Below are 18,535 nucleotides of genomic sequence, written 5' to 3'. Positions count from 1 at the left end.
AAGCGGCGCTTGATGCGCCGCTTGTTCATTGTAGTGATTTACCAGCGGTTGCCACGGCCGTTGTAGTCACGGCGACCGCTGTGACGATCATAGTTGCCGCGACCCCGGTGGTCATTGTCCCAACCGCCGCGACGGTGGCCGTCCCAACGTCCGCGATCATTGCCGTGCCAGCGACGGCTTTCGTAGTAACGCGGGGCCGGTTGATAGTGCCGCGGCGCCTGGTAATAACGCGGTTGCTGGTAGTACCGCGGCGCTGGCTGGTAGTAGCGCGGCTGAGTGTAATAAGTGCCGCCGCTGCGGTAATAGGAGCCGCCACCGCTGTAATAGGCCGGTGCGGGTGATGTGTAGACCTCTGACCTGTAGTAGCTGTCTCCATAGGAATAAGGAACGCATCCGCCAAGGGAAAAAAGCATCACGGCAAGCAGTACGATTCGGCGATACATGGCGGCCTCCTGGACCGCGGGTTGGCCACACCAGCGACGCTGGCAGGCGACCGTCCGCAATTGCGTGACTGTCGAAGAATCAGACAGCGGTTTCGGAATCTGGTGCGTTCCTGCAACAAGTTGAAACAAGTGATCATGAAATCTTGTTAATCCGCAAATCAACGATCAGTGATGCGTAAACGCGCTGCATGACGGTGCAACCGCGCACCACCACGATGCGCTATCGCTCGCCCCGCTCCCCCCGGCAATCCAGCAGATCCCCGCCACAGAGGCCTCGGCGCGACTTGGCACGTCTCTCGCTTTAGCAAACCTGTGCAGGAGTCATCACAGGTTCGCGGCACCACAATTTGCAATGGCTGACTAGGGTTCCGGCTCGCAATCGCGAGTGGCTGGTCCGAGAGTTGGCGACCTCCAGTTGAGGTTACACGGCGGGACAAAAGCCCGGGAGACAAGCCACCGTTCGCGGTGCCGCGTTGCCTTCCTGTCCGCCCTCGATCAACTGGAGAATCCGCAATGATCCGACTACGTTTCCCCGCCCTGCTCGCCGCCGCCTTCGCCGCGCTCATCAACACGCAATCTTCCGCCGCCCAGAAAGACCACTTCAGCGTGTGCTGGACGATCTACGCCGGCTGGATGCCATGGGAGTACGCCGGCAGCCAGGGCATCGTCGACAAATGGGCGAAGAAATACGGGATCAAGATCGACGTCGTGCAACTCAACGACTACGTCGAATCGATCAACCAGTACACCGCCGGCCAGTTCGACGGCTGCACCATGACCAACATGGATGCCCTGACCATTCCCGCTGCCGGCGGCGTTGACAGCACCGCGTTGATCGTCAGCGATTTCTCCAATGGCAATGACGGCATCGTGCTCAAAGGCGAAGGTAAAAAAGTCGCCGATCTGAAAGGCATGGACGTCAATCTGGTCGAGCTGTCGGTCTCGCATTACCTGCTGGCTCGCGCGCTGGACTCGGTGGACCTGACCGAGAAAGACCTGAAGGTGGTCAACACCTCCGACGCCGACATTGCCGCCGCATTCAACACCGACGACGTCAACGCCGTGACCACCTGGAACCCGATGCTCTCGGATATCAAGGCCAAACCCGGCGTCAGCGAAGTGTTCAATTCCAGCCAGATCCCCGGCGAGATCATGGACATGATGGTGGTCAACAGCGCCACGCTCAAAGACAACCCGGCACTGGGCAAAGCGTTGACCGGGGCGTGGTTCGAAGTGGTCGTTTTGATGAACGCGAAAACCGCCGCAAGCAAAGCTGCGCTGGAACACATGGCCAAGGCCTCGGGTACTGATCTCGCCGGCTTCCAGGCGCAACTGGACACCACAAAACTGTTCGCCACGCCAAGCGAAGCGCTGAATTTCGCCACCAGCAAACAACTGCCGGACACCATGCGCAAGGTCGCCGAGTTCTCCTTCGAGCACGGCTTGCTCGGCGAAGGCGCGAAGGACCCGAGCGCGGTGGGCATGTCCTTCGCCAACGGCGTGACCAGCGGCGACACCGCCAACCTCAAGCTGCGTTTCGATCCGACCTACGTGCAGATGGCCGCCGACGCCAAGCTGTAAGCCACGGAGGATTTGGCCATGCGCCTGATCAATCGCCACCCTGATCGCCCGAGTCGCCTGTTGCTGGTGATCCTGCCGTTCGCGCTGGTGCTGTTCGCCTACTTCACAGGCTCGGCCGAGCGCCTGGCGGACAACCCCAACGACAAACTGCTGCCCAGCGCCGTGCAGATGAGCGACGCGGTTAAACGCTTGGCCTTCAACGCCGACAGCCGCACCGGTGAATACCTGTTGTGGCAAGACACTGCGTCGAGTCTGCGGCGTTTGGCCATCGGCCTCGGCATCGCGGCGCTGGCGGGTCTTTGCCTCGGTATCGCGGCGGGCACCCTGCCGCTGTTCGGCGCGCCGTTGTCGCCGTTGCTGACGGTGCTGTCGATGGTGCCGCCGCTGGCGATCCTGCCGATTCTGTTCATCGTCTTCGGCCTGGGCGAGTTGTCGAAAGTCATGCTGATTGTGATTGGCATCACCCCGGCACTGGCCCGGGATCTGGAACAGCGTGCCCGTGACATTCCGGTCGAACTGCTGATCAAGGCGCAGACCCTCGGCGCCTCGACCTGGACGTTGATGCTGCGCGTGGTCTTGCCGCAGCTGTTGCCGCGCTTGCTGATCTCGCTGCGCTTGATGCTCGGTTCGGCGTGGCTGTTCCTGATTGCCGCCGAAGCGATCGCCTCCACCGATGGCCTCGGCTACCGGATCTTTCTGGTGCGGCGCTACCTGGCGATGGATGTGATCCTGCCCTACGTGGTGTGGATCACCCTGCTCGCCTGGCTGATGGACTGGGGCTTGAAACAGCTGACCCAGCGCGCTTTCCCTTGGTATGAGGGAGCGGCGAAATGAGCTTCATCACAGTAAAAAACGTCTGGCAGCAGTACGCCGATCAAGTGGTTCTGGAAGGCTTGAACCTGAGCGTCAACGAAGGCGAGTTCTGCACCTTGGTCGGCGCCTCCGGTTGCGGCAAATCGACCTTCCTGCGCCTGCTGCTCGGCCAGGAAAGCGCCAGTCGCGGGGAGATTCTGCTCGACGGCCAGCCCTTGGCCAGCGAGCCGGATGCCAGCCGTGGCGTGGTCTTTCAACGCTACTCGGTGTTCCCGCATCTGAGCGTGCTCGACAACGTCGCCCTCGGTCTCGAATTGCCGCGCGCGCCCTTGCTTGGCCGGCTGTTCGGCAGCGCCAAACGCGAGGCGCGCGAGCAGGCTGCAGCCCTGCTGACAAAAGTCGGCCTCGGCCATGCGCTGGACAAGTACCCGGCACAGCTGTCCGGCGGCATGCAGCAACGCTTGGCCATCGCCCAGGCGCTGGTCATGAAGCCGCGCGTGTTGCTGCTCGACGAGCCCTTCGGCGCGCTCGATCCGGGCATTCGCAAAGACATGCACGCGCTGCTGCTGGAGCTGTGGCGCGAGACGCAACTGACGGTGTTCATGGTCACCCACGACCTGTCGGAAGGCTTCAGCCTGGGCACGCGCCTGCTGGTGTTCGACAAGGTGCGCCTCGACCCGCACGCCCCCGGCGCCTATGGCGCCCGCATCACTTACGACATTCCGTTGAACAGCGACCGCCGCGCCCAGCGCGCCGCCGTCGAGGCCCTGCCGCTGCCGCTGGCGGGCACCCTTCGCACTGCTTGAGAGGACTGCTCCAATGACTGATTCAATCCAACTCTTCCCACCCTTCGCTGAAGAACTGCTGCCGGGCGGCGGCCACCGTTCGTTCGTGCTCAAGCGCGGCCAATTGCTGCGCCTGACCGACCTGCGCGGCGGCGCCAATGTCAGCCTGACCTTGCTCAATGCCAATGAAAAAACCGAGCGGCTGAACCTGCCCGACAGCCTCAAATGCCAACACACCGCCAAGCTCACCGCCGGCCACTGCCTGTACTCGGACATGGGCCGCGTACTCGCCGCGATCACCGCCGACACCTGCGGCTGGAGCGACAGCCTCGGCGGCGTGCTGTGCGCGCAAGAAGTCGCCGAAAAATACGGCCAGGGCCGCTACCAGGAACTGCGCAACGGCTTCTTTCGCAACGGCACCGACAACCTGCTGGTGGAACTCGGCAAGTGGGGCCTGGGCCTGTCCGACCTGCTGATGACTCTCAATCTGTTCAGCCGCGTGAACGTCGATGAGGCCGGGCGTTTCCACTTCGTCGAGGGCAATTCGGAGGCCGGTGACTACATCGAGCTATACGCGCCGATGGACACCCTGGTGGTCCTCACCGCCCTGCAACATCCGATGGACCCGTCACCCGAATACGCCCCGAAACCCTTGAAGCTGAGCTGGATGAACGCCGACGCCAGCGTCGCTGAACACTGCCGCACTTCGCGCCCGGAAAACGAGCGCGGCTTTATCAACACCGACCGTTTGTTCGCCTGAGGATCGCAGCCATGTCACTCGCAATCGCCACTTCGCACAAGCAAGCCGACAGCGCGATCTACCGCGCGACCATTCCCGCCGGCGAGCCCTGGCTGATGGAAGTCAAGGCCGGGCAGACCCTGCGCATCCTCGATCTGGAAGGCAATCAGGCAGTCGACACTTTGTTCTACAGCCTCGCCAACCCCAAGGAACGCTACGACGTGCAACGCACCTTGCGCCGGCAGAACAGCGTCTACCTGAGCACCGGCAGCGTGCTGTATTCCAACCTCGGCCAGCCGATGCTGACCATCGTTGCCGACACTTGCGGGCGCCACGACACCCTCGGCGGCGCCTGCGCGCAAGAGAGCAACACCGTGCGCTACGCCCTGGAAAAACGCTACATGCACAGCTGCCGCGACAACTACCTGCGCGCCTGCGCCCACGACGGCCGATTGAGCAAGAGCGACATCGGGCCGAACATCAATTTCTTCATGAACGTGCCAGTGACGGCGGATGGCGGGCTGACCTTCGAGGACGGTATTTCCGCGCCGGGCAAGTACGTTGATTTGCGCGCGGAGATGGACGTCATCGTGCTGATTTCCAACTGCCCGCAGTTGAACAACCCGTGCAATGCCTACAACCCGACCCCGGCGGAGTTGCTGATATGGAACTGACCATCAGCCGTTTACGCCGTTGGCTTTTTGCCCTGTGCCAGGCGCGTTCCGGGCAGTGCCTGAAAGCTTCAAGGCACTGACAGTCCTGTGGGAGCTGGCTTGCCAGCGATTGCGGTGTTTCAGTCACCAACAATGTTGGATGTGCCGACCTCATCGCTGGCAAGCCAGCTCCCACAGGGGGTTTGTGGTGGGTTGGAGTGAAGTGTGTTTTTTCCATCCGGGACGGCCCGGATGTCTGTCGAAAAACAGCGGGACGGCCCGCTCCCCCTTCAGGGGTTATGCCATGTTCGAAAAAATCCTGATCGCCAACCGTGGCGCGATTGCCTGTCGCATCCTGCGCACGATCAACGTGCTGAAGGCCCAAGGCGTCGCCGTGTACTCAGAAGCCGATGCTGCCAGCCTGCACATCTCCCAGGCCGCAGAAGCGTACAGCCTCGGCGAAGGCGCGGCGTCCGCGACGTATCTGGCGATCGACAAAATCCTCACGATCGCCAAACAAAGTGGCGCCACGGCGATTCATCCCGGCTACGGATTTCTCTCCGAGAACGCAGCGTTCGCCGAAGCCTGCGAAGCGCAGGGCATCGCCTTCATCGGGCCGACGCCGGAGCAATTGCGGGTGTTCGGCCTCAAGCACACTGCTCGCGCGTTGGCCAAACAGCACGGCGTACCCATGCTCGAAGGCACCGACCTGCTCGACAGCCTCGATTGCGCGCTGAGTGCCGCCGAACAGGTCGGCTACCCGGTGATGCTGAAAAGCACCGCTGGCGGCGGTGGCATCGGCATGCGCGTGTGCCGCAGCGCCAGTGAGTTGAGCGAATCATTCGAAGCGGTCAAGCGCCTTGGGCAGAACAACTTCAGCGACGCCGGGGTGTTCATCGAAAAGTACATCGAACGCGCGCGGCATCTGGAAGTGCAGGTGTTCGGCGACGGCTGCGGTGAAGTCATCGCTCTCGGCGTGCGCGACTGTTCGGTGCAGCGGCGCAACCAGAAAGTCCTCGAAGAAACCCCGGCGCCGAACCTGCCCGAAGGCATGGCCGATGAGCTGTGCGCAGCGGCGATCAAACTGGCGCAAGCGGTGAATTACCGCAGCGCCGGCACCGTCGAATTCGTCTTCGACAGTGAGGCCCAGCGCTTCTATTTTCTCGAAGTGAACACGCGCTTGCAGGTCGAGCACGGCGTTACTGAACAGGTGTGGGACGTGGATCTGGTGCGCTGGATGATCGAGCTGGCCGCTGGTGATCTGCCGCCGCTGAACGAGTTGTATCAAGGCCTGGAACCGCAGGGCCATGCGATTCAGGCACGTCTGTACGCGGAAGATCCGGGGCGTGATTTCCAGCCGAGCCCGGGCCTGCTGACCGCTGTGCAATTTCCGCCCGCCAACGGCGTTGAGTTGCGTATCGACACCTGGGTCGAGGCCGGCGTGGAAATCCCACCGTATTTCGATCCGATGATCGCCAAGCTCATCGCGTGGGCGCCCAGCCGCGAACAGGCTCGCGCCGAACTCCATCAGGCATTGGGCGATAGCCTGCTATATGGCGTGGAAACCAACCGCGATTACCTGCGGCAGATTCTGCTCGATGCTCCATTCGCCAGCGGCCAGCCGTGGACCCGTTGCCTGGAAAATCTGCTCTATCACGCCAACACCTTCGAAGTGCTCAGCGCCGGCACGCAGACCAGCGTGCAGGACTATCCCGGACGCCTCGGCTATTGGGCCGTCGGCGTGCCACCCTCGGGGCCGATGGACAGCCGAGCGCTGCGCCTGGGCAATCGTCTGCTCGGCAATGAACAAGGCGCCGCCGCACTGGAGATCACCATGAGCGGGCCGATCCTGCGCTTCAATTGTGACGCGGTGGTCGCGGTGACCGGCGCGCCGATTGCCTTGACCCTTGACGCTGAACCGGTGCCGATGAACACCGCGCTGCTGATCCCGGCCGGCGCGACGTTGCAACTGGGCAGCATCAGCGGCGCCGGCGCGCGCAGTTATCTGTGCCTGCGCGGCGGCTTGCAGGTGCCGGATTATCTGGGCAGCAAAAGTACCTTCACTCTCGGCCAGTTCGGCGGGCATGGCGGTCGCGCGTTGAGGGCCGGTGACGTGTTGCATGTGCCGGCATTGACCGAGCGCAGCGTCGGCCAGCAACTGGCCGAACAGCACATCACGGCGCTGCCGAGCGTGCGCCAGATACGGGTGATCTACGGCCCGCACGGCGCGCCGGAATACTTCAGCGAAAACTACATCGCCACGTTCTTTGTGACCCAGTGGGAAGTGCATTTCAACTCCAGCCGCACCGGCGTGCGCCTGATCGGACCGAAGCCTGAGTGGGTGCGTGAGGATGGCGGTGAAGCGGGTTTGCACCCGTCGAACATCCATGACAATCCGTATGCGATTGGTGCGGTGGATTTCACCGGGGACATGCCGGTGATCCTCGGCCCGGATGGCCCGAGCCTGGGTGGGTTTGTCTGCCCGGTGACGGTGATCGAGGCGGATCTGTGGCAGCTGGGGCAGCTCAAGGCGGGCGATAAAATTCAGTTCATTCCCGTCTCTCTGGCTGACGCCCGCGATCTCGCCCTGAAATGGGATCTTCCCTGTGGGAGCGAGCCTGCTCGCGAAAGCGTCGCCCCAGACAAATCGATATTGACTGACACGGCCTCTTCGCGAGCAGGCTCGCTCCCACAGGGTTTGATGTCGCCTGTGGTGTTGGCGTTGGGCCAAGGCGATCAGCGACTGGTTGCACGGGTTTCTGGCGACACTCATCTACTGCTGGAAATCGGCGCGCCGGAGCTTGATCTGGTCCTGCGCTTTCGCGCCCACGCACTGATGCAGGCGCTGGAAAGCCAAGCCCTGGATGGGGTGATCGACCTCACCCCGGGCATTCGCTCGCTGCAAGTGCACTACCAGCCGGAGCAACTGCCGCTGGCCGATCTGCTCGGCATCATCGCCGGCGAATGGGACGCGGTGTGCGCCGCAAAAGATCTGCAAGTGCCGTCGCGCATCGTGCACTTGCCGCTGTCGTGGGACGACCCGGCCTGCCAGTTGGCGATCGAGAAATACATGACCACCGTGCGCAAGGACGCGCCGTGGTGCCCGAGCAATCTGGAGTTCATCCGGCGCATCAACGACCTGCCGAACCTCGACGAAGTGCAGCGCACGGTGTTCGATGCGAGCTATCTGGTGATGGGCCTTGGCGACGTTTACCTCGGCGCGCCGGTGGCCACGCCGCTCGATCCGCGCCATCGTCTGGTGACCACCAAGTACAACCCGGCGCGTACCTGGACCGCCGAGAATTCGGTGGGCATCGGCGGCGCCTACATGTGCGTGTACGGCATGGAAGGCCCGGGCGGTTATCAGTTTGTCGGGCGCACCCTGCAGATGTGGAATCGCTATCGCGAAGTCGCCGCGTTCGATGGTAAACCGTGGCTGCTGCGCTTCTTCGATCAGATCCGCTTCTACCCGGTCAGCGCTGAAGAACTGCTGCGCATCCGCCGCGATTTCCCGCTGGGGCGCTTCGATCTGAACATCGAACACAGCCAGCTCAACCTCGCCGACTATCAGGCATTTCTCAGTCAGGAAGCCGAGGGCATCAGCGCTTTCCGTGCGCAGCAACAGGGCGCGTTCAAGGCTGAACGCGAGCGCTGGATCGCCAGCGGCCAGGCGCATTTCGACAGCGAAGAAGCCGTGCCTGACGCCAGCGAAGAAGCACCGCTGCAAAGCGGTGAACACAGCGTCGACAGCCACATCGCCGGCAATCTCTGGCAGGTGCAGGTCGAGACCGGCCAGCGTGTCGCGGCGGGCGATGTGCTGGTGATTCTCGAGTCGATGAAGATGGAAATCCCTGTGCTCGCGCCGCTGGCCGGTGTCGTGCGAGAGATCCGCGTGCAACCCGGTTCGGCGGTGCGCGCCGGACAACGAGTGGCGGTGCTGGAACTCGACTGAAGCCATTTCTGAAAAGGATCAACCGATGAATCTGCAACTCGATGCACTGCGCCAGGCCTACCGCAATGGCGACACCACACCGCGCCAACTGCTGCTGCAATTGCGCGAAAAAGCCGCTGCGCTGAATCCCGACTATCACCTGTTCATCCACCTGCTCAGCGTCGATGAACTGGAGCCGTATCTGGCCGCCCTCGACGGTCGTGACCTCGACAGTCTGCCGCTGTACGGCGTGCCGTTCGCGATCAAGGACAACATCGATCTGGCCGGCATTCCCACTACCGCCGCGTGCCCGGCGTTCGCCTATGTGCCGCAGCAGTCGGCGACCATCGTCGAGCAGCTGTTGGCGCTGGGGGCGATACCGCTGGGCAAGACCAATCTTGATCAGTTTGCCACCGGCCTCAATGGCAGCCGCTCGCCTTATGGTGCTTGCCCGAACAGCGTGCTGGCGGAGTATCCGTCCGGCGGTTCCAGCGCGGGTTCATCCCTGGCGGTAGCGCTGGGTGTGGCGAGTTTTGCCTTGGGCACTGACACCGCTGGTTCCGGGCGAGTGCCGGCGGCGCTGAATAATCTGGTGGGATTGAAGGCCAGCAAAGGCCTGATGTCCACCGCCGGTGTCTTGCCCGCGTGCCGCACGCTGGACTGCGTGACCACTTTCACCGCCACCGCCCGCGAGGCCAGTCAGTTGCTGGCGCTTACGGCCAAACATGATCCTCGCGATGAATACAGCCGAGGCAATCCGGCATGGAACGACGGCTCGGCATTTGGCGCGCCACGGCCGTTTCGCTTCGGCGTGCCACGGGCGCAAGACCTTGAATTTTTCGGCTGCAACGAAGGGCCGCAACTGTTCGCAGCGGCCATCGAACGGCTCAAGGCTCTGGGTGGCGAAGCGGTCGAACTGGACCTGTCGCCATTTCTCGAAGCAGCGCGCCTGCTCTACGACGGGCCGTGGGTCGCCGAGCGTTACAGCGTCGCCGGTGAGCTGATGGAGCAGAATCCCGAAGCGGTGCTGCCAGTGATCCGTGCGGTGCTGGCCAAGGCTCCGGCAGTGACTGGCGTGCAGACCTTTCGCGCGCAATATCGATTGCAGGCACTGAAGGCCCTCTGCGACGAGGCCCTGGAAAATCTCGACTGCGTACTGACGCCGACCATCGGCCGTCCAGTGACGTTGGCCGAGCTTGAGGCCGAGCCGGTGCTGCGCAATTCCGAACTGGGCTATTACACCAACTTCATGAACCTGCTCGACTACGCCGCCGTGGCCGTGCCGACCGCATTCATGAGCAATGGTCTGCCGTGGGGCGTGACGTTGTTCGGGCGGGTGTTTACCGACCAGTATCTGTTGAGCGTGGCCGATGCCTTGCAGCGCCAGCACGACAGTGCCCTGCCAACTCCGACGAACCCTGCGCGCAATGATCGCGCTCGATTGGTGGTGTGTGGCGCGCACCTGCAAGGGCTGGCGTTGAACTGGCAACTGACCCAGCGTGGCGGGCGCTTGCTGGAAACCACGTTCAGTTCGCCGGACTATCGACTGCACGCCCTCGCCGGCGGCCCGCCATTGCGGCCGGGGATGGTGCGGGTCAAGGATGGCGGCGAGGCGATTGCCGTGGAGGTTTGGGAGTTGCCGAGCAGCGAATTGGGCTCGTTTCTCACCGGGATTCCGGCGCCGCTGGGGCTGGGTAAGGTGCAACTGGCGGATGGGCGCTGGGAGAGCGGGTTTATCTGTGAGCCGTATGGGTTGGAGGGTGCGGTGGATATCAGTCATTTGGGGGGATGGCGGGCATACCTCAAAACCCTGGCCTGAATCTGTCGCCCTGTGGGAGCGAGCCTGCTCGCGAATGCGGTATGTCATTCAACATTGATGTGGCTGACCCACCGCCTTCGCGAGCAGGCTCGCTCCCACAGGTTCTGGCCCCCCCCCGAATAAAGGGACGACCATTCACGCCGCACAGGGAGCAGTTATTTGCGCGCAGTGCCACTAGAATGCATCCCATCGGGCCACTGCCAACGGATCTGCCATGCCGCTTCGTTCTCCCTTGTACTCGCAACGTTCACTGGTGCTCACCCTGGTTGCCCTGCTCGGCGCCGGCTTTCTCGCTACGTCACTGTTGAGCTATTTCGCCTCCCGCGAGTCGATCCGCGACAACATCGTCAACACCGAACTGCCGCTGACCTCCGACACGGTCTATTCGGAAATCCAGAAAGACCTGGTCCGGCCGATCCTGATTTCCTCGATGATGTCCCGCGATACGTTCATGCGCGACTGGGTGGTCAATGGCGAGCAGAGTCCCGAGCAGATGACCCGCTATCTCGACGAGGTCATGACCCATTACGGCGCCTACACGGCGTTCTTCGTTTCCAATGCCACGCTCACCTACTACCACGCCAAAGGCGTGCTCAAGCAGGTCAAAGTCGATGAACCGCGCGACACCTGGTACTTCCGCGTGCGCGACATGCAGGACCCGTACGAGATCAACGTCGACCCGGATCTGGCCAACAAGGACAACCTGACGTTCTTCATCAATTACAAGGTTTACGACTACCACAACCGCTTCATCGGCGCCGCAGGCGTGGGCCTGACGGTGGACGCGGTGATCAAGCTGATCGACAAGTATCAACAGCGCTATCAACGCAGCGTGTACTTCGTCGATACCTTCGGCCGCCTCGTATTGACCGGTGCCGAGGGTGGCCCGGAAGGCGCGCACATCGGCCAGAGTCTCGGCGAACTGGAGAGCATGAAAAGTCTGGTCAGCCAGTTGCCCAAGCCACACAGCGGCAGCTACGAATATTCCACTCAGGGCCAGGGGCATTTTCTCAACGTGCGGTTTATCCCCGAGTTGAACTGGTACCTGTTCGTCGATAAACGCGAGGACGGCGCGCTGAGCGAGATCCGCCAGTCGCTGTATCTCAATCTGCTGATCTGCCTGCTGGTGACGTTGATCGTGCTGGCGCTGCTCAATCGGGTCATCAAGCGCTTTCAGGCGAAGATTCAGGCGCACGCCACCCTCGACAGTCTCACTGAACTGCCGAACCGACGCGGCTTCGACATCCTCGCCGCGCAAGCGCTGCACGAGGCCCAACGAGAAACCAGGCCGCTGACCGCGTTGTTGCTCGACCTCGACCACTTCAAAGCGTTGAACGACACCTACGGCCACATGGCCGGCGATCAGGTGTTGATCGGTTTCGCCCGCGACCTGCAAAGTTGCCTGCGCCACGCCGATATCGTCTGCCGCTGGGGCGGTGAAGAGTTCATCGTTCTGTTGAAAGACACCGACGGCGAGACCGGGCAGAAAATTGCCGAGAAGATCCGCCAGCACGTCGAGCAACACGAATATGCCTACGATGGCCACACCCTGCATCTGACCGTAAGCATCGGCGCCGCCCCCGTGCAACGCGATGACACCTTGCACACTCTGCTGTCGCGGGCCGATCATGCGATGTACCGCGCCAAGCAAACCGGGCGCAACCGCACCTGCATGGAAATGCCGCACTCGACCTATGCCTGATAACGACGTCAAACCCGACCACTGCCCGGCCTGCGGTGCGCGCAACGAATGCAGCCTCGCCGACCCGCGCACCGCCGACCGCGAATGCTGGTGCTATGGCGTGTCCATCGACCCGGCGGTGCTCGAAGCGCTGCCGGCCGCGCTGCGCAATCAAGCCTGCCTGTGCCCGCGCTGCGCACAGGTCGAAGCGCAACTGCAAGCAGGCCGGCGGCCGATCCCGTAAGATGCGCGGCCCTTCATCCGTTGAATCCTGACCATGCGCGTCGACCGCTTCCTTAGCAATCTGCCCCGCTACAACCGTCAGCAGGTTCGCCTGTTGCTGGTGGAAAAGCGCGTGCGGATTGACGGAAAAGTCGTCAGCGACCCGCACAGTGAGGTGCTGGAATTCAGTCGAGTCGAAGTCGATGATGAGGTGCTGCAAAGCGGTAAACCGGCGCGCTATTTCATGCTGCACAAACCGCCGGGTTGCGTCAGCGCCACCCGCGATCCGCAGCATGCGACCGTGCTCGACCTGCTCGATGAACCGCACAAGGACGATCTGCACATCGCCGGACGTCTGGATTTCAATACCACCGGGCTGATGCTGATCACCAATGACGGCGCCTGGTCGCGACGCCTGACGCAGCCGCAAACCAAACTGCCGAAGGTCTATTACGTCGAAACCGAACAGGACATCGACCCGAGCTACGCGCTGAAATTTGCCGCGGGCATTTACTTCGCTTTTGAAGATCTGACCACGCAACCGGCGCAACTGGAGCTGCTCGGCCCACGCTCGGCGCGACTGAGCATCGTTGAAGGCCGCTACCATCAGGTCAAGCGCATGTTTGGGTTTTTCAACAACAAAGTCCTGCGCCTGCACCGCGAATCCATCGGCGAACTGACCCTCGATCACGCGCTAAAACCGGGCGAATACCGCGCTTTGCGCACCGAAGAGATTCATTTGTTCTAAGCCGGCGACCGCTCAGCCGAAGTTGTCGAACAATTCGCCGACGGCACTTGCGTGATCCTGAGTCCCCTGCTTGAATCAGGACGTCGGCCGAAATGTGACCGATGAGTCACTACATACTTCCAAGAAACTTTTTGTCGGTCGTCTGCCCTCAAGGGCTGCGCCTCAGCCGGCAATCTGCCCGCCAATAACAACACCCGTCGACCTGCCGTACCGGATCGACATGGGCCAGCAAATTTCAGGCGTATGCCTACCTGTCACAAAGCTCGTGCAATCTCGATTGCGCGCATACCCGCTTGCTTGCCAGGAGTCTTATGACATGAGGCCAGAAATCGCTGTGCTGGATATACAGGGTCAGTATCGGGTTTACACGGAGTTCTATCGCGCAGACGCCGCAGAAAAGACCATCATTCTGGTCAACGGCTCGATGGCCACGACTGCGTCGTTTGCACAGACCGTGAAAAACCTGCACCCGCAATTCAACGTGGTCTGCTATGACCAGCCCTACGCGGGCCGCTCAAAAGCCCACAACCGGCATGAGAAACATCTGACGAAGGAAGTCGAAGGGCAGATTCTGCTGGAGCTGATCGATCACTTCGCCGCCGAACACGTGCTGTCGTTCTCCTGGGGCGGCGCCGCCACTCTGGTCGCCCTCGCCCAGCAACCGCGGCGCATCGAAAAAGCCGTGATCAGCTCGTTCTCCCCGGTGATCAATGCGCACATGCTCGATTACCTTGAGCGCGGCGTCGATTACCTCGGCAGCCGAGACGGCGATCGGGTCGGTCATCTGGTCAACAACACGATTGGCAAACACCTGCCGTCGCTGTTCAAGCGCTTCAACTATCGCCATGTCAGCAGCCTCGCCGAGCATGAGTACGGGCAGATGCACTTTCACATCAACGACGTACTGCACAGCGATCGCCAGTGCTATCTGAATGCGGCGAAAAAGATCAACGTGCCGGTGCTGTTCCTGAATGGCGAATGGGACGAATACACCGCTGCTGAAGACGCACGCCTGTTTGGCAATCACGTAGCGCACAGCAGCTTCACCACCCTGCAAGCCACCGGGCACTTCCTCGACATGGAGCACAAGGCCGCCTGCCGCGACAGCCAGAACGCCCTGCTCGGCTTTCTGAAACCTGCGCCGCAAGCCAGCCGAACGCGCTACTCGTTTGTGCAGGATCAACATGCACTGGCCATTTGAAACAGCGTCATCGCGGGCAAGGCTGCAATCTTGAAGTGCCTGTTGCACCGGCGCAGCCCTTGCTCGCGATCGACCGATTTCTGCGCGGCAAAGCCCTCGCAGAGAAAAGAAAACTTCAAATCCGTGGCCGAGTCTGGTACAAAGTCAGCCGCTCTGAGCGGGTATAGTTTAGTGGTAGAACGAAAGCTTCCCAAGCTTTAGATGAGGGTTCGATTCCCTCTACCCGCTCCACACTTTTTTGACCGAGCTACTGCCCTTCCCGCAAGTCCTGCATCAACATCAAGGCAGGCGCATCACACAACTTGCAATTGGACTGCTGTTGCCGACAGCCGAGCTGCGTCTCGCAACACCAGATCAGTTTGATCGGGACCGAGCTATGTGGCTCAGTCCGAAAGCCTCTCTAACACAGCGCAAAATGCTCACCGCCGAGAAGCGCAAGCGCTTCACAGATATGCCTCGGCACATCGTTCTGCTTCGCGCACGAGCACTAGAGTTCGGTCTTAGATGCAAGAGTTAAGCAGGGATCAGTCAATAATCGGGGCGTGCAAGGATACAAGTAGCAACAACGTATCTGTGCAGGCAGTTCGGCAGAGCTAGTAGATTGGCCATCCAGTGAGTCTTCGTATCTACCAGGTTACAGTGCGACCGAGTTCAGCCCCTGCGAATTGCTCCAGAGTTTTCGAGGTGTCGCATGCGATACGGTAAACCCGAATAGAAACGGAGATAGCCAATACCCGCGCATGGATCGTATCCAGTTATTGCCATCTCCAAGGAGGAGATCCTATGAGGATAGAAGCCCCGGATGTGCACACCGCCATTGTCGACACCAGCAAGCCGCTCGGACAAGCGGTTGTAGCAATGTTCAAAGGAGTTCAGGAAGAGCTCGACGGATACGCGCCCGGGTCAGTGAAAATCATCATATTCGGTGGCGTAGCAGTACACCTGTATACCAATCACCGGGTTTCGGTCGATATCGATGGTGAAATTTTTTATTGTGATCGGTCCCTGAGCAAGGACGAACTCATCGAAAACCTGGGAGCGACTCCCGAGTCCTTCATTGACCCAGCCGGGCGAACGCTGGCTCTAAACTATGATCTCACCTTCAACACAACGCTTGGGCCGTTGCATGAAGACTATCTTGATCGGGCGATTCGTCTTAAAGAGTTCGACGAAGATTCCCCCATCCACATTTTTCTCGCTGCACCGTTGGATTTGGCAATCTCAAAGCTGGGACGTGCTACCGAGCAAGACATTGAGGATATTGAAAAGCTGCTTCGAATGGGGCTAATCTTAACCACAGATCTGAATCGACTGGCGACACAAGCAATTGACGTGTACGTTGGTAACAAGGAACCCCCAACCTCAATTCTCAAGCGCATCATTGCGGATTACCTGGAGACTAACGATGAAGACGAAGCGCCCTAGCGCCACCGTCCTCTCGACTGAATTGGAACGACTGGCGAAGCGCCCCCTCGATCAAGCGGATGACGCTGTCTTGGTACGTGCTGCCCGTGCATTTTGGTATTCGAATGATAATCTTGAAACCGCATTGAATTCTTTTTTGCGTACGCGCCGTAGCGATGTTGAGGTTAGACGTGCTGGCTATCTCCTTGAGCGTCTAACGCAATTCACTTGCGCTACAGATGCTCGAGTGTCTGAGGCTAATCGCGCTCTTGACCTGGTTGTCGCTCACAAAAAGAGCGGCATCATTGCCAAAGGCCGCGTTGATCGTCTAGCGCTATCTTGGGGTCTTGAAAAGGGCTTGGGCTTGAAGGTTCAAGCGCTAATGCCTTACCAGACGAGGCATTTCGAGGCCAGTCAGAGACAAATGCAAACAGTGTAGTTTATTGCGCATTTTGTGAATGCCGATCTCAGATTATTCTGCTCTGATATGTATTGAAGCTCGCGATTGACAAAGGCTTCGATCAGGGTACCCTACAGGCAGGCCTGAGGCGATGATCGCCTCGGGCCTGCCTGTAGGGTACCCTGAGCAAGCGAATTCCCTTTAAAGATACCAAACTGCCAAATTCGACACCCCTATATAGTCCCTTCAAAGCCCCTTGCATATAAGCAATGCGTCGTATAGCTAATAGTCATCAGGTTACTTCTCGAAATCCAGATGCAGCCTCGCCAGTACATTGAAGATCGGCTCCCCGGCTTTGTGCGGGACGTTCAATCGAGTGAATACTTTCTTCCAGTTGGCGAGCGCAGCGAGAGTCTGCTCGATATATTCCTCGGCCTTGAGGTATTTGTAATCCTTGCAGATCTCCATGATTCGCTTGCGCGTAGGCGTGCCGGGAGTGCGGCCACCGAAGTCAGTGGTGTGCTCGCCCATGGCGTTTGCGAAGGTCAGGTCGTATGCCGGGGACAGCGTCCAGGTTTCTTTCTCGCCTTTTTTTTCAGGATTGTGGCAGAGAAAGGCAAAGTTCTTCGCATGATCGTCATGGTTGTGAGACAGCGCATTGAAGATCATTAACCTGGCCATCTTTTCCACTTCGACGGAGCTTCTGGTCAACACCTGAGTGAGCTTGAGCAAGTTCGGGTAGTCGATGGATGACAATGCGCGGTAGTCCGCGTACATGAGCGCCGAGACGGTCATCATGTGAATCTTGCGCTCGCCGTCGCGGTCGAAGCGCTGGGTTGCGAAGAAACGCTCAACCTCGCCGCCAGGCATCTGCACATCCAGAAGATCCGATTCAGCCATGGTCACTCCGGCGGCACGAGCCATCTCGGCATAGGCGAGTTCGATGCCGCCGGTTTCAATCGGTTCGTACAATGCCCTGAACTTCACGATCCAATGTGCATAGCCCTCGGGCAGGGCATCAAAGGCCGAAATTGCGTGTTTTTTGTCGGCAGACAGCGCCACGATTGCCTTCGGTCGTGCGCCCCCCGGTGAGCCACCGGCCAGTCGCAATTTGGTAAGCACTGCAGGGGTCTCACCCTCTTGAACTTCGATTGAAGCTTCGTAGAGTTGGCAAATATCCAAAGGGCCTGTGAGCTCTGTTTTTTCCGCCTTCGGCTGATATTCAAACGCACCCATACTGCGCTCGCCCATATAAGCAAGGCGATCAAGCGCTGTGAGGGTAAGGTGGGTGCCGTCACCGAAGGCGCTGTCGAAATATCGATCCATCAGCAGCATGCCCCAGCCGTCAGGCAGTGAATCGGCGAACGGTCCGTGTAGCCCTTCGAAGAGGCTGGTGTTCCTGGCCAACTGGGGCTTTTCGTCCCAAGCCATTGCCAGCGGCGAAAGATTGTAGCCAGTGGCAAGCCAACCCGGATCGTAAGCGAAGTAAATCCCCCGGCCCGCGACTCTGACCAGCTCGCCAACCTTGGCGCCCTCTTTCAAAACATTCAGCGCTTCTGTGTGTTTGAAAGGCTTGATCATCAGCGCATCCCTCTCTTGCGCCTGGCATTCTTCAGCTCATCCAGCGAGCTCGGTTGCTCTGGTTTGAACAGCTTGGTCACAGCGTTGAGTTCATCAAGCGCAGTGGCTATCAGGATCAAAGCCTCCAACGTCACGAGCCCGGTCGCTTCGAATCGCTTGATGGTGGATTCGGAAACCCCCGCCTTTTCTGCGAGCGTCTTGCGGGAAAGGTTTTTGGAGAGCCGCAGGATTTTGGCGTTTTCTCCGACATTTCTAGCGATCTCAGCCGGCGAGTGAAGCAAATGCATGAATGACATGGCAAACCCTTCCAATTCTTAAGGATCTTAATTGAGCCATTGTAGCTATCTAATCTTCCTTAAGGATCAGATATGACCATTTTTGAGTAATTTTCACTAATTCCGTGGAGCATTAGAGATCTTCTGATTGCTACACCGCTGACACTGAGGATTACGCGCGTGGCCGCTTTTGTCACCGCGAATCTGACTCTCCGCAATGCAGTCATATTTGGCAACGTAATGATGAACACAGCGTTTG

Annotated in this window: 16 protein-coding genes, 1 tRNA gene and 1 riboswitch; of the genes, 14 read left to right on the top strand and 3 right to left on the bottom strand. The window is 60.1% G+C overall.

The genetic code is table 11. The features are described 5' to 3' along the window. Positions 1-38 precede the first annotated feature (38 nt). Positions 39-443: a hypothetical protein gene (locus OC605_RS17345; RefSeq protein ID WP_039760873.1), complete on the bottom strand. Its 405-nt coding sequence runs from the start codon at positions 441-443 to the stop codon at positions 39-41. A gap of 349 nt (positions 444-792) precedes the next feature. Next, positions 793-893: riboswitch (guanidine-I (ykkC/yxkD leader) on the top strand. A gap of 63 nt (positions 894-956) precedes the next feature. Between OC605_RS17345 and OC605_RS17340 the strand changes: the two genes are divergently transcribed. From OC605_RS17340 to OC605_RS17275, 14 genes are all read left to right on the top strand, one after another. Then, positions 957-2,024 carry a putative urea ABC transporter substrate-binding protein gene (locus OC605_RS17340; RefSeq protein ID WP_262138421.1) on the top strand — a complete coding sequence of 356 codons (1,068 nt, stop codon included), beginning with the start codon at positions 957-959 and terminating at the stop codon, positions 2,022-2,024. An 18-nt stretch (positions 2,025-2,042) separates the two neighbouring features. Then, positions 2,043-2,858: an ABC transporter permease gene (locus tag OC605_RS17335; protein WP_024011982.1), complete on the top strand. Its 816-nt coding sequence runs from the start codon at positions 2,043-2,045 to the stop codon at positions 2,856-2,858. Further along, the gene (locus OC605_RS17330) at positions 2,855-3,643 is read left to right on the top strand and encodes an ABC transporter ATP-binding protein (RefSeq protein WP_262138419.1); all 789 of its coding nucleotides are present in this window, start codon (positions 2,855-2,857) and stop codon (positions 3,641-3,643) included. Before OC605_RS17335 ends, OC605_RS17330 begins: the two co-directional genes overlap by 4 nt. 13 nt (positions 3,644-3,656) lie before the next feature. Then, positions 3,657-4,382, top strand: coding sequence for an urea amidolyase associated protein UAAP1 (locus OC605_RS17325; RefSeq protein ID WP_262138418.1), 726 nt, complete (start codon positions 3,657-3,659; stop codon positions 4,380-4,382). An 11-nt stretch (positions 4,383-4,393) separates the two neighbouring features. After that, positions 4,394-5,035 (top strand): urea amidolyase associated protein UAAP2, encoded by a 642-nt coding sequence (locus tag OC605_RS17320; RefSeq protein WP_130903204.1) that lies wholly within the window; start codon positions 4,394-4,396, stop codon positions 5,033-5,035. A 283-nt stretch (positions 5,036-5,318) separates the two neighbouring features. Continuing rightward, positions 5,319-8,966, top strand: coding sequence for an urea carboxylase (gene uca, locus OC605_RS17315; protein WP_262138417.1), 3,648 nt, complete (start codon positions 5,319-5,321; stop codon positions 8,964-8,966). A gap of 25 nt (positions 8,967-8,991) precedes the next feature. Continuing rightward, the gene (gene atzF / locus OC605_RS17310) at positions 8,992-10,764 is read left to right on the top strand and encodes an allophanate hydrolase (protein WP_262138416.1); all 1,773 of its coding nucleotides are present in this window, start codon (positions 8,992-8,994) and stop codon (positions 10,762-10,764) included. A gap of 214 nt (positions 10,765-10,978) precedes the next feature. Continuing rightward, on the top strand, positions 10,979-12,466 hold the full coding sequence (locus OC605_RS17305; RefSeq protein ID WP_262138415.1) for a sensor domain-containing diguanylate cyclase: 1,488 nt from the start codon (positions 10,979-10,981) through the stop codon (positions 12,464-12,466). After that, a complete protein-coding gene (locus OC605_RS17300; protein ID WP_262138414.1) occupies positions 12,459-12,689 on the top strand; it encodes a cysteine-rich CWC family protein in 231 nt (76 codons plus the stop codon). The genes OC605_RS17305 and OC605_RS17300 overlap by 8 nt, the downstream gene beginning before the upstream one ends. A 33-nt stretch (positions 12,690-12,722) precedes the next feature. Next, the gene (locus tag OC605_RS17295; protein ID WP_262138412.1) at positions 12,723-13,415 is read left to right on the top strand and encodes a pseudouridine synthase; all 693 of its coding nucleotides are present in this window, start codon (positions 12,723-12,725) and stop codon (positions 13,413-13,415) included. Between the two features lie 316 nt (positions 13,416-13,731). Next, positions 13,732-14,616 carry an alpha/beta fold hydrolase gene (locus tag OC605_RS17290; protein WP_041478884.1) on the top strand — a complete coding sequence of 295 codons (885 nt, stop codon included), beginning with the start codon at positions 13,732-13,734 and terminating at the stop codon, positions 14,614-14,616. Positions 14,617-14,773: 157 nt separating this feature from the next. Continuing rightward, positions 14,774-14,847: transfer RNA gene (locus OC605_RS17285), tRNA-Gly, on the top strand. Between the two features lie 552 nt (positions 14,848-15,399). Next, the gene (locus OC605_RS17280) at positions 15,400-16,041 is read left to right on the top strand and encodes a DUF6036 family nucleotidyltransferase (protein ID WP_262138410.1); all 642 of its coding nucleotides are present in this window, start codon (positions 15,400-15,402) and stop codon (positions 16,039-16,041) included. Then, positions 16,022-16,459: a hypothetical protein gene (locus OC605_RS17275; RefSeq protein ID WP_262138408.1), complete on the top strand. Its 438-nt coding sequence runs from the start codon at positions 16,022-16,024 to the stop codon at positions 16,457-16,459. The genes OC605_RS17280 and OC605_RS17275 overlap by 20 nt, the downstream gene beginning before the upstream one ends. 258 nt (positions 16,460-16,717) lie before the next feature. Here OC605_RS17275 and OC605_RS17270 read toward each other — a convergent pair whose 3' ends face one another. Together OC605_RS17270 and OC605_RS17265 are read right to left on the bottom strand one after the other, a co-directional pair. Beyond that, positions 16,718-18,001, bottom strand: a complete 1,284-nt coding sequence (locus tag OC605_RS17270; RefSeq protein WP_262138406.1) for a type II toxin-antitoxin system HipA family toxin — start codon at positions 17,999-18,001, stop codon at positions 16,718-16,720. Next, a complete protein-coding gene (locus tag OC605_RS17265; protein WP_110602078.1) occupies positions 18,001-18,297 on the bottom strand; it encodes a helix-turn-helix domain-containing protein in 297 nt (98 codons plus the stop codon). Before OC605_RS17265 ends, OC605_RS17270 begins: the two co-directional genes overlap by 1 nt. Between the last annotated feature and the right edge of the window lie 238 nt (positions 18,298-18,535).

Origin of the sequence: Pseudomonas sp. Marseille-Q5117, from assembly GCF_946901175.1 — a bacterium.
Lineage (GTDB): Bacteria > Pseudomonadota > Gammaproteobacteria > Pseudomonadales > Pseudomonadaceae > Aquipseudomonas > Aquipseudomonas iranensis.
This window is presented reverse-complemented; position numbering and strand designations above follow the sequence as displayed.

Bases quoted from the DNA above. Each gene is read 5' to 3' on its own strand.
- OC605_RS17345 (WP_039760873.1), bottom strand. From the start codon at position 443: ATGTATCGCCGAATCGTACTGCTTGCCGTGATGCTTTTTTCCCTTGGC.
- OC605_RS17340 (WP_262138421.1), top strand. From the start codon at position 957: ATGATCCGACTACGTTTCCCCGCCCTGCTCGCCGCCGCCTTCGCCGCG.
- OC605_RS17335 (WP_024011982.1), top strand. From the start codon at position 2,043: ATGCGCCTGATCAATCGCCACCCTGATCGCCCGAGTCGCCTGTTGCTG.
- OC605_RS17330 (WP_262138419.1), top strand. From the start codon at position 2,855: ATGAGCTTCATCACAGTAAAAAACGTCTGGCAGCAGTACGCCGATCAA.
- OC605_RS17325 (WP_262138418.1), top strand. From the start codon at position 3,657: ATGACTGATTCAATCCAACTCTTCCCACCCTTCGCTGAAGAACTGCTG.
- OC605_RS17320 (WP_130903204.1), top strand. From the start codon at position 4,394: ATGTCACTCGCAATCGCCACTTCGCACAAGCAAGCCGACAGCGCGATC.
- uca (WP_262138417.1), top strand. From the start codon at position 5,319: ATGTTCGAAAAAATCCTGATCGCCAACCGTGGCGCGATTGCCTGTCGC.
- atzF (WP_262138416.1), top strand. From the start codon at position 8,992: ATGAATCTGCAACTCGATGCACTGCGCCAGGCCTACCGCAATGGCGAC.
- OC605_RS17305 (WP_262138415.1), top strand. From the start codon at position 10,979: ATGCCGCTTCGTTCTCCCTTGTACTCGCAACGTTCACTGGTGCTCACC.
- OC605_RS17300 (WP_262138414.1), top strand. From the start codon at position 12,459: ATGCCTGATAACGACGTCAAACCCGACCACTGCCCGGCCTGCGGTGCG.
- OC605_RS17295 (WP_262138412.1), top strand. From the start codon at position 12,723: ATGCGCGTCGACCGCTTCCTTAGCAATCTGCCCCGCTACAACCGTCAG.
- OC605_RS17290 (WP_041478884.1), top strand. From the start codon at position 13,732: ATGAGGCCAGAAATCGCTGTGCTGGATATACAGGGTCAGTATCGGGTT.
- OC605_RS17280 (WP_262138410.1), top strand. From the start codon at position 15,400: ATGAGGATAGAAGCCCCGGATGTGCACACCGCCATTGTCGACACCAGC.
- OC605_RS17275 (WP_262138408.1), top strand. From the start codon at position 16,022: ATGAAGACGAAGCGCCCTAGCGCCACCGTCCTCTCGACTGAATTGGAA.
- OC605_RS17270 (WP_262138406.1), bottom strand. From the start codon at position 18,001: ATGATCAAGCCTTTCAAACACACAGAAGCGCTGAATGTTTTGAAAGAG.
- OC605_RS17265 (WP_110602078.1), bottom strand. From the start codon at position 18,297: ATGTCATTCATGCATTTGCTTCACTCGCCGGCTGAGATCGCTAGAAAT.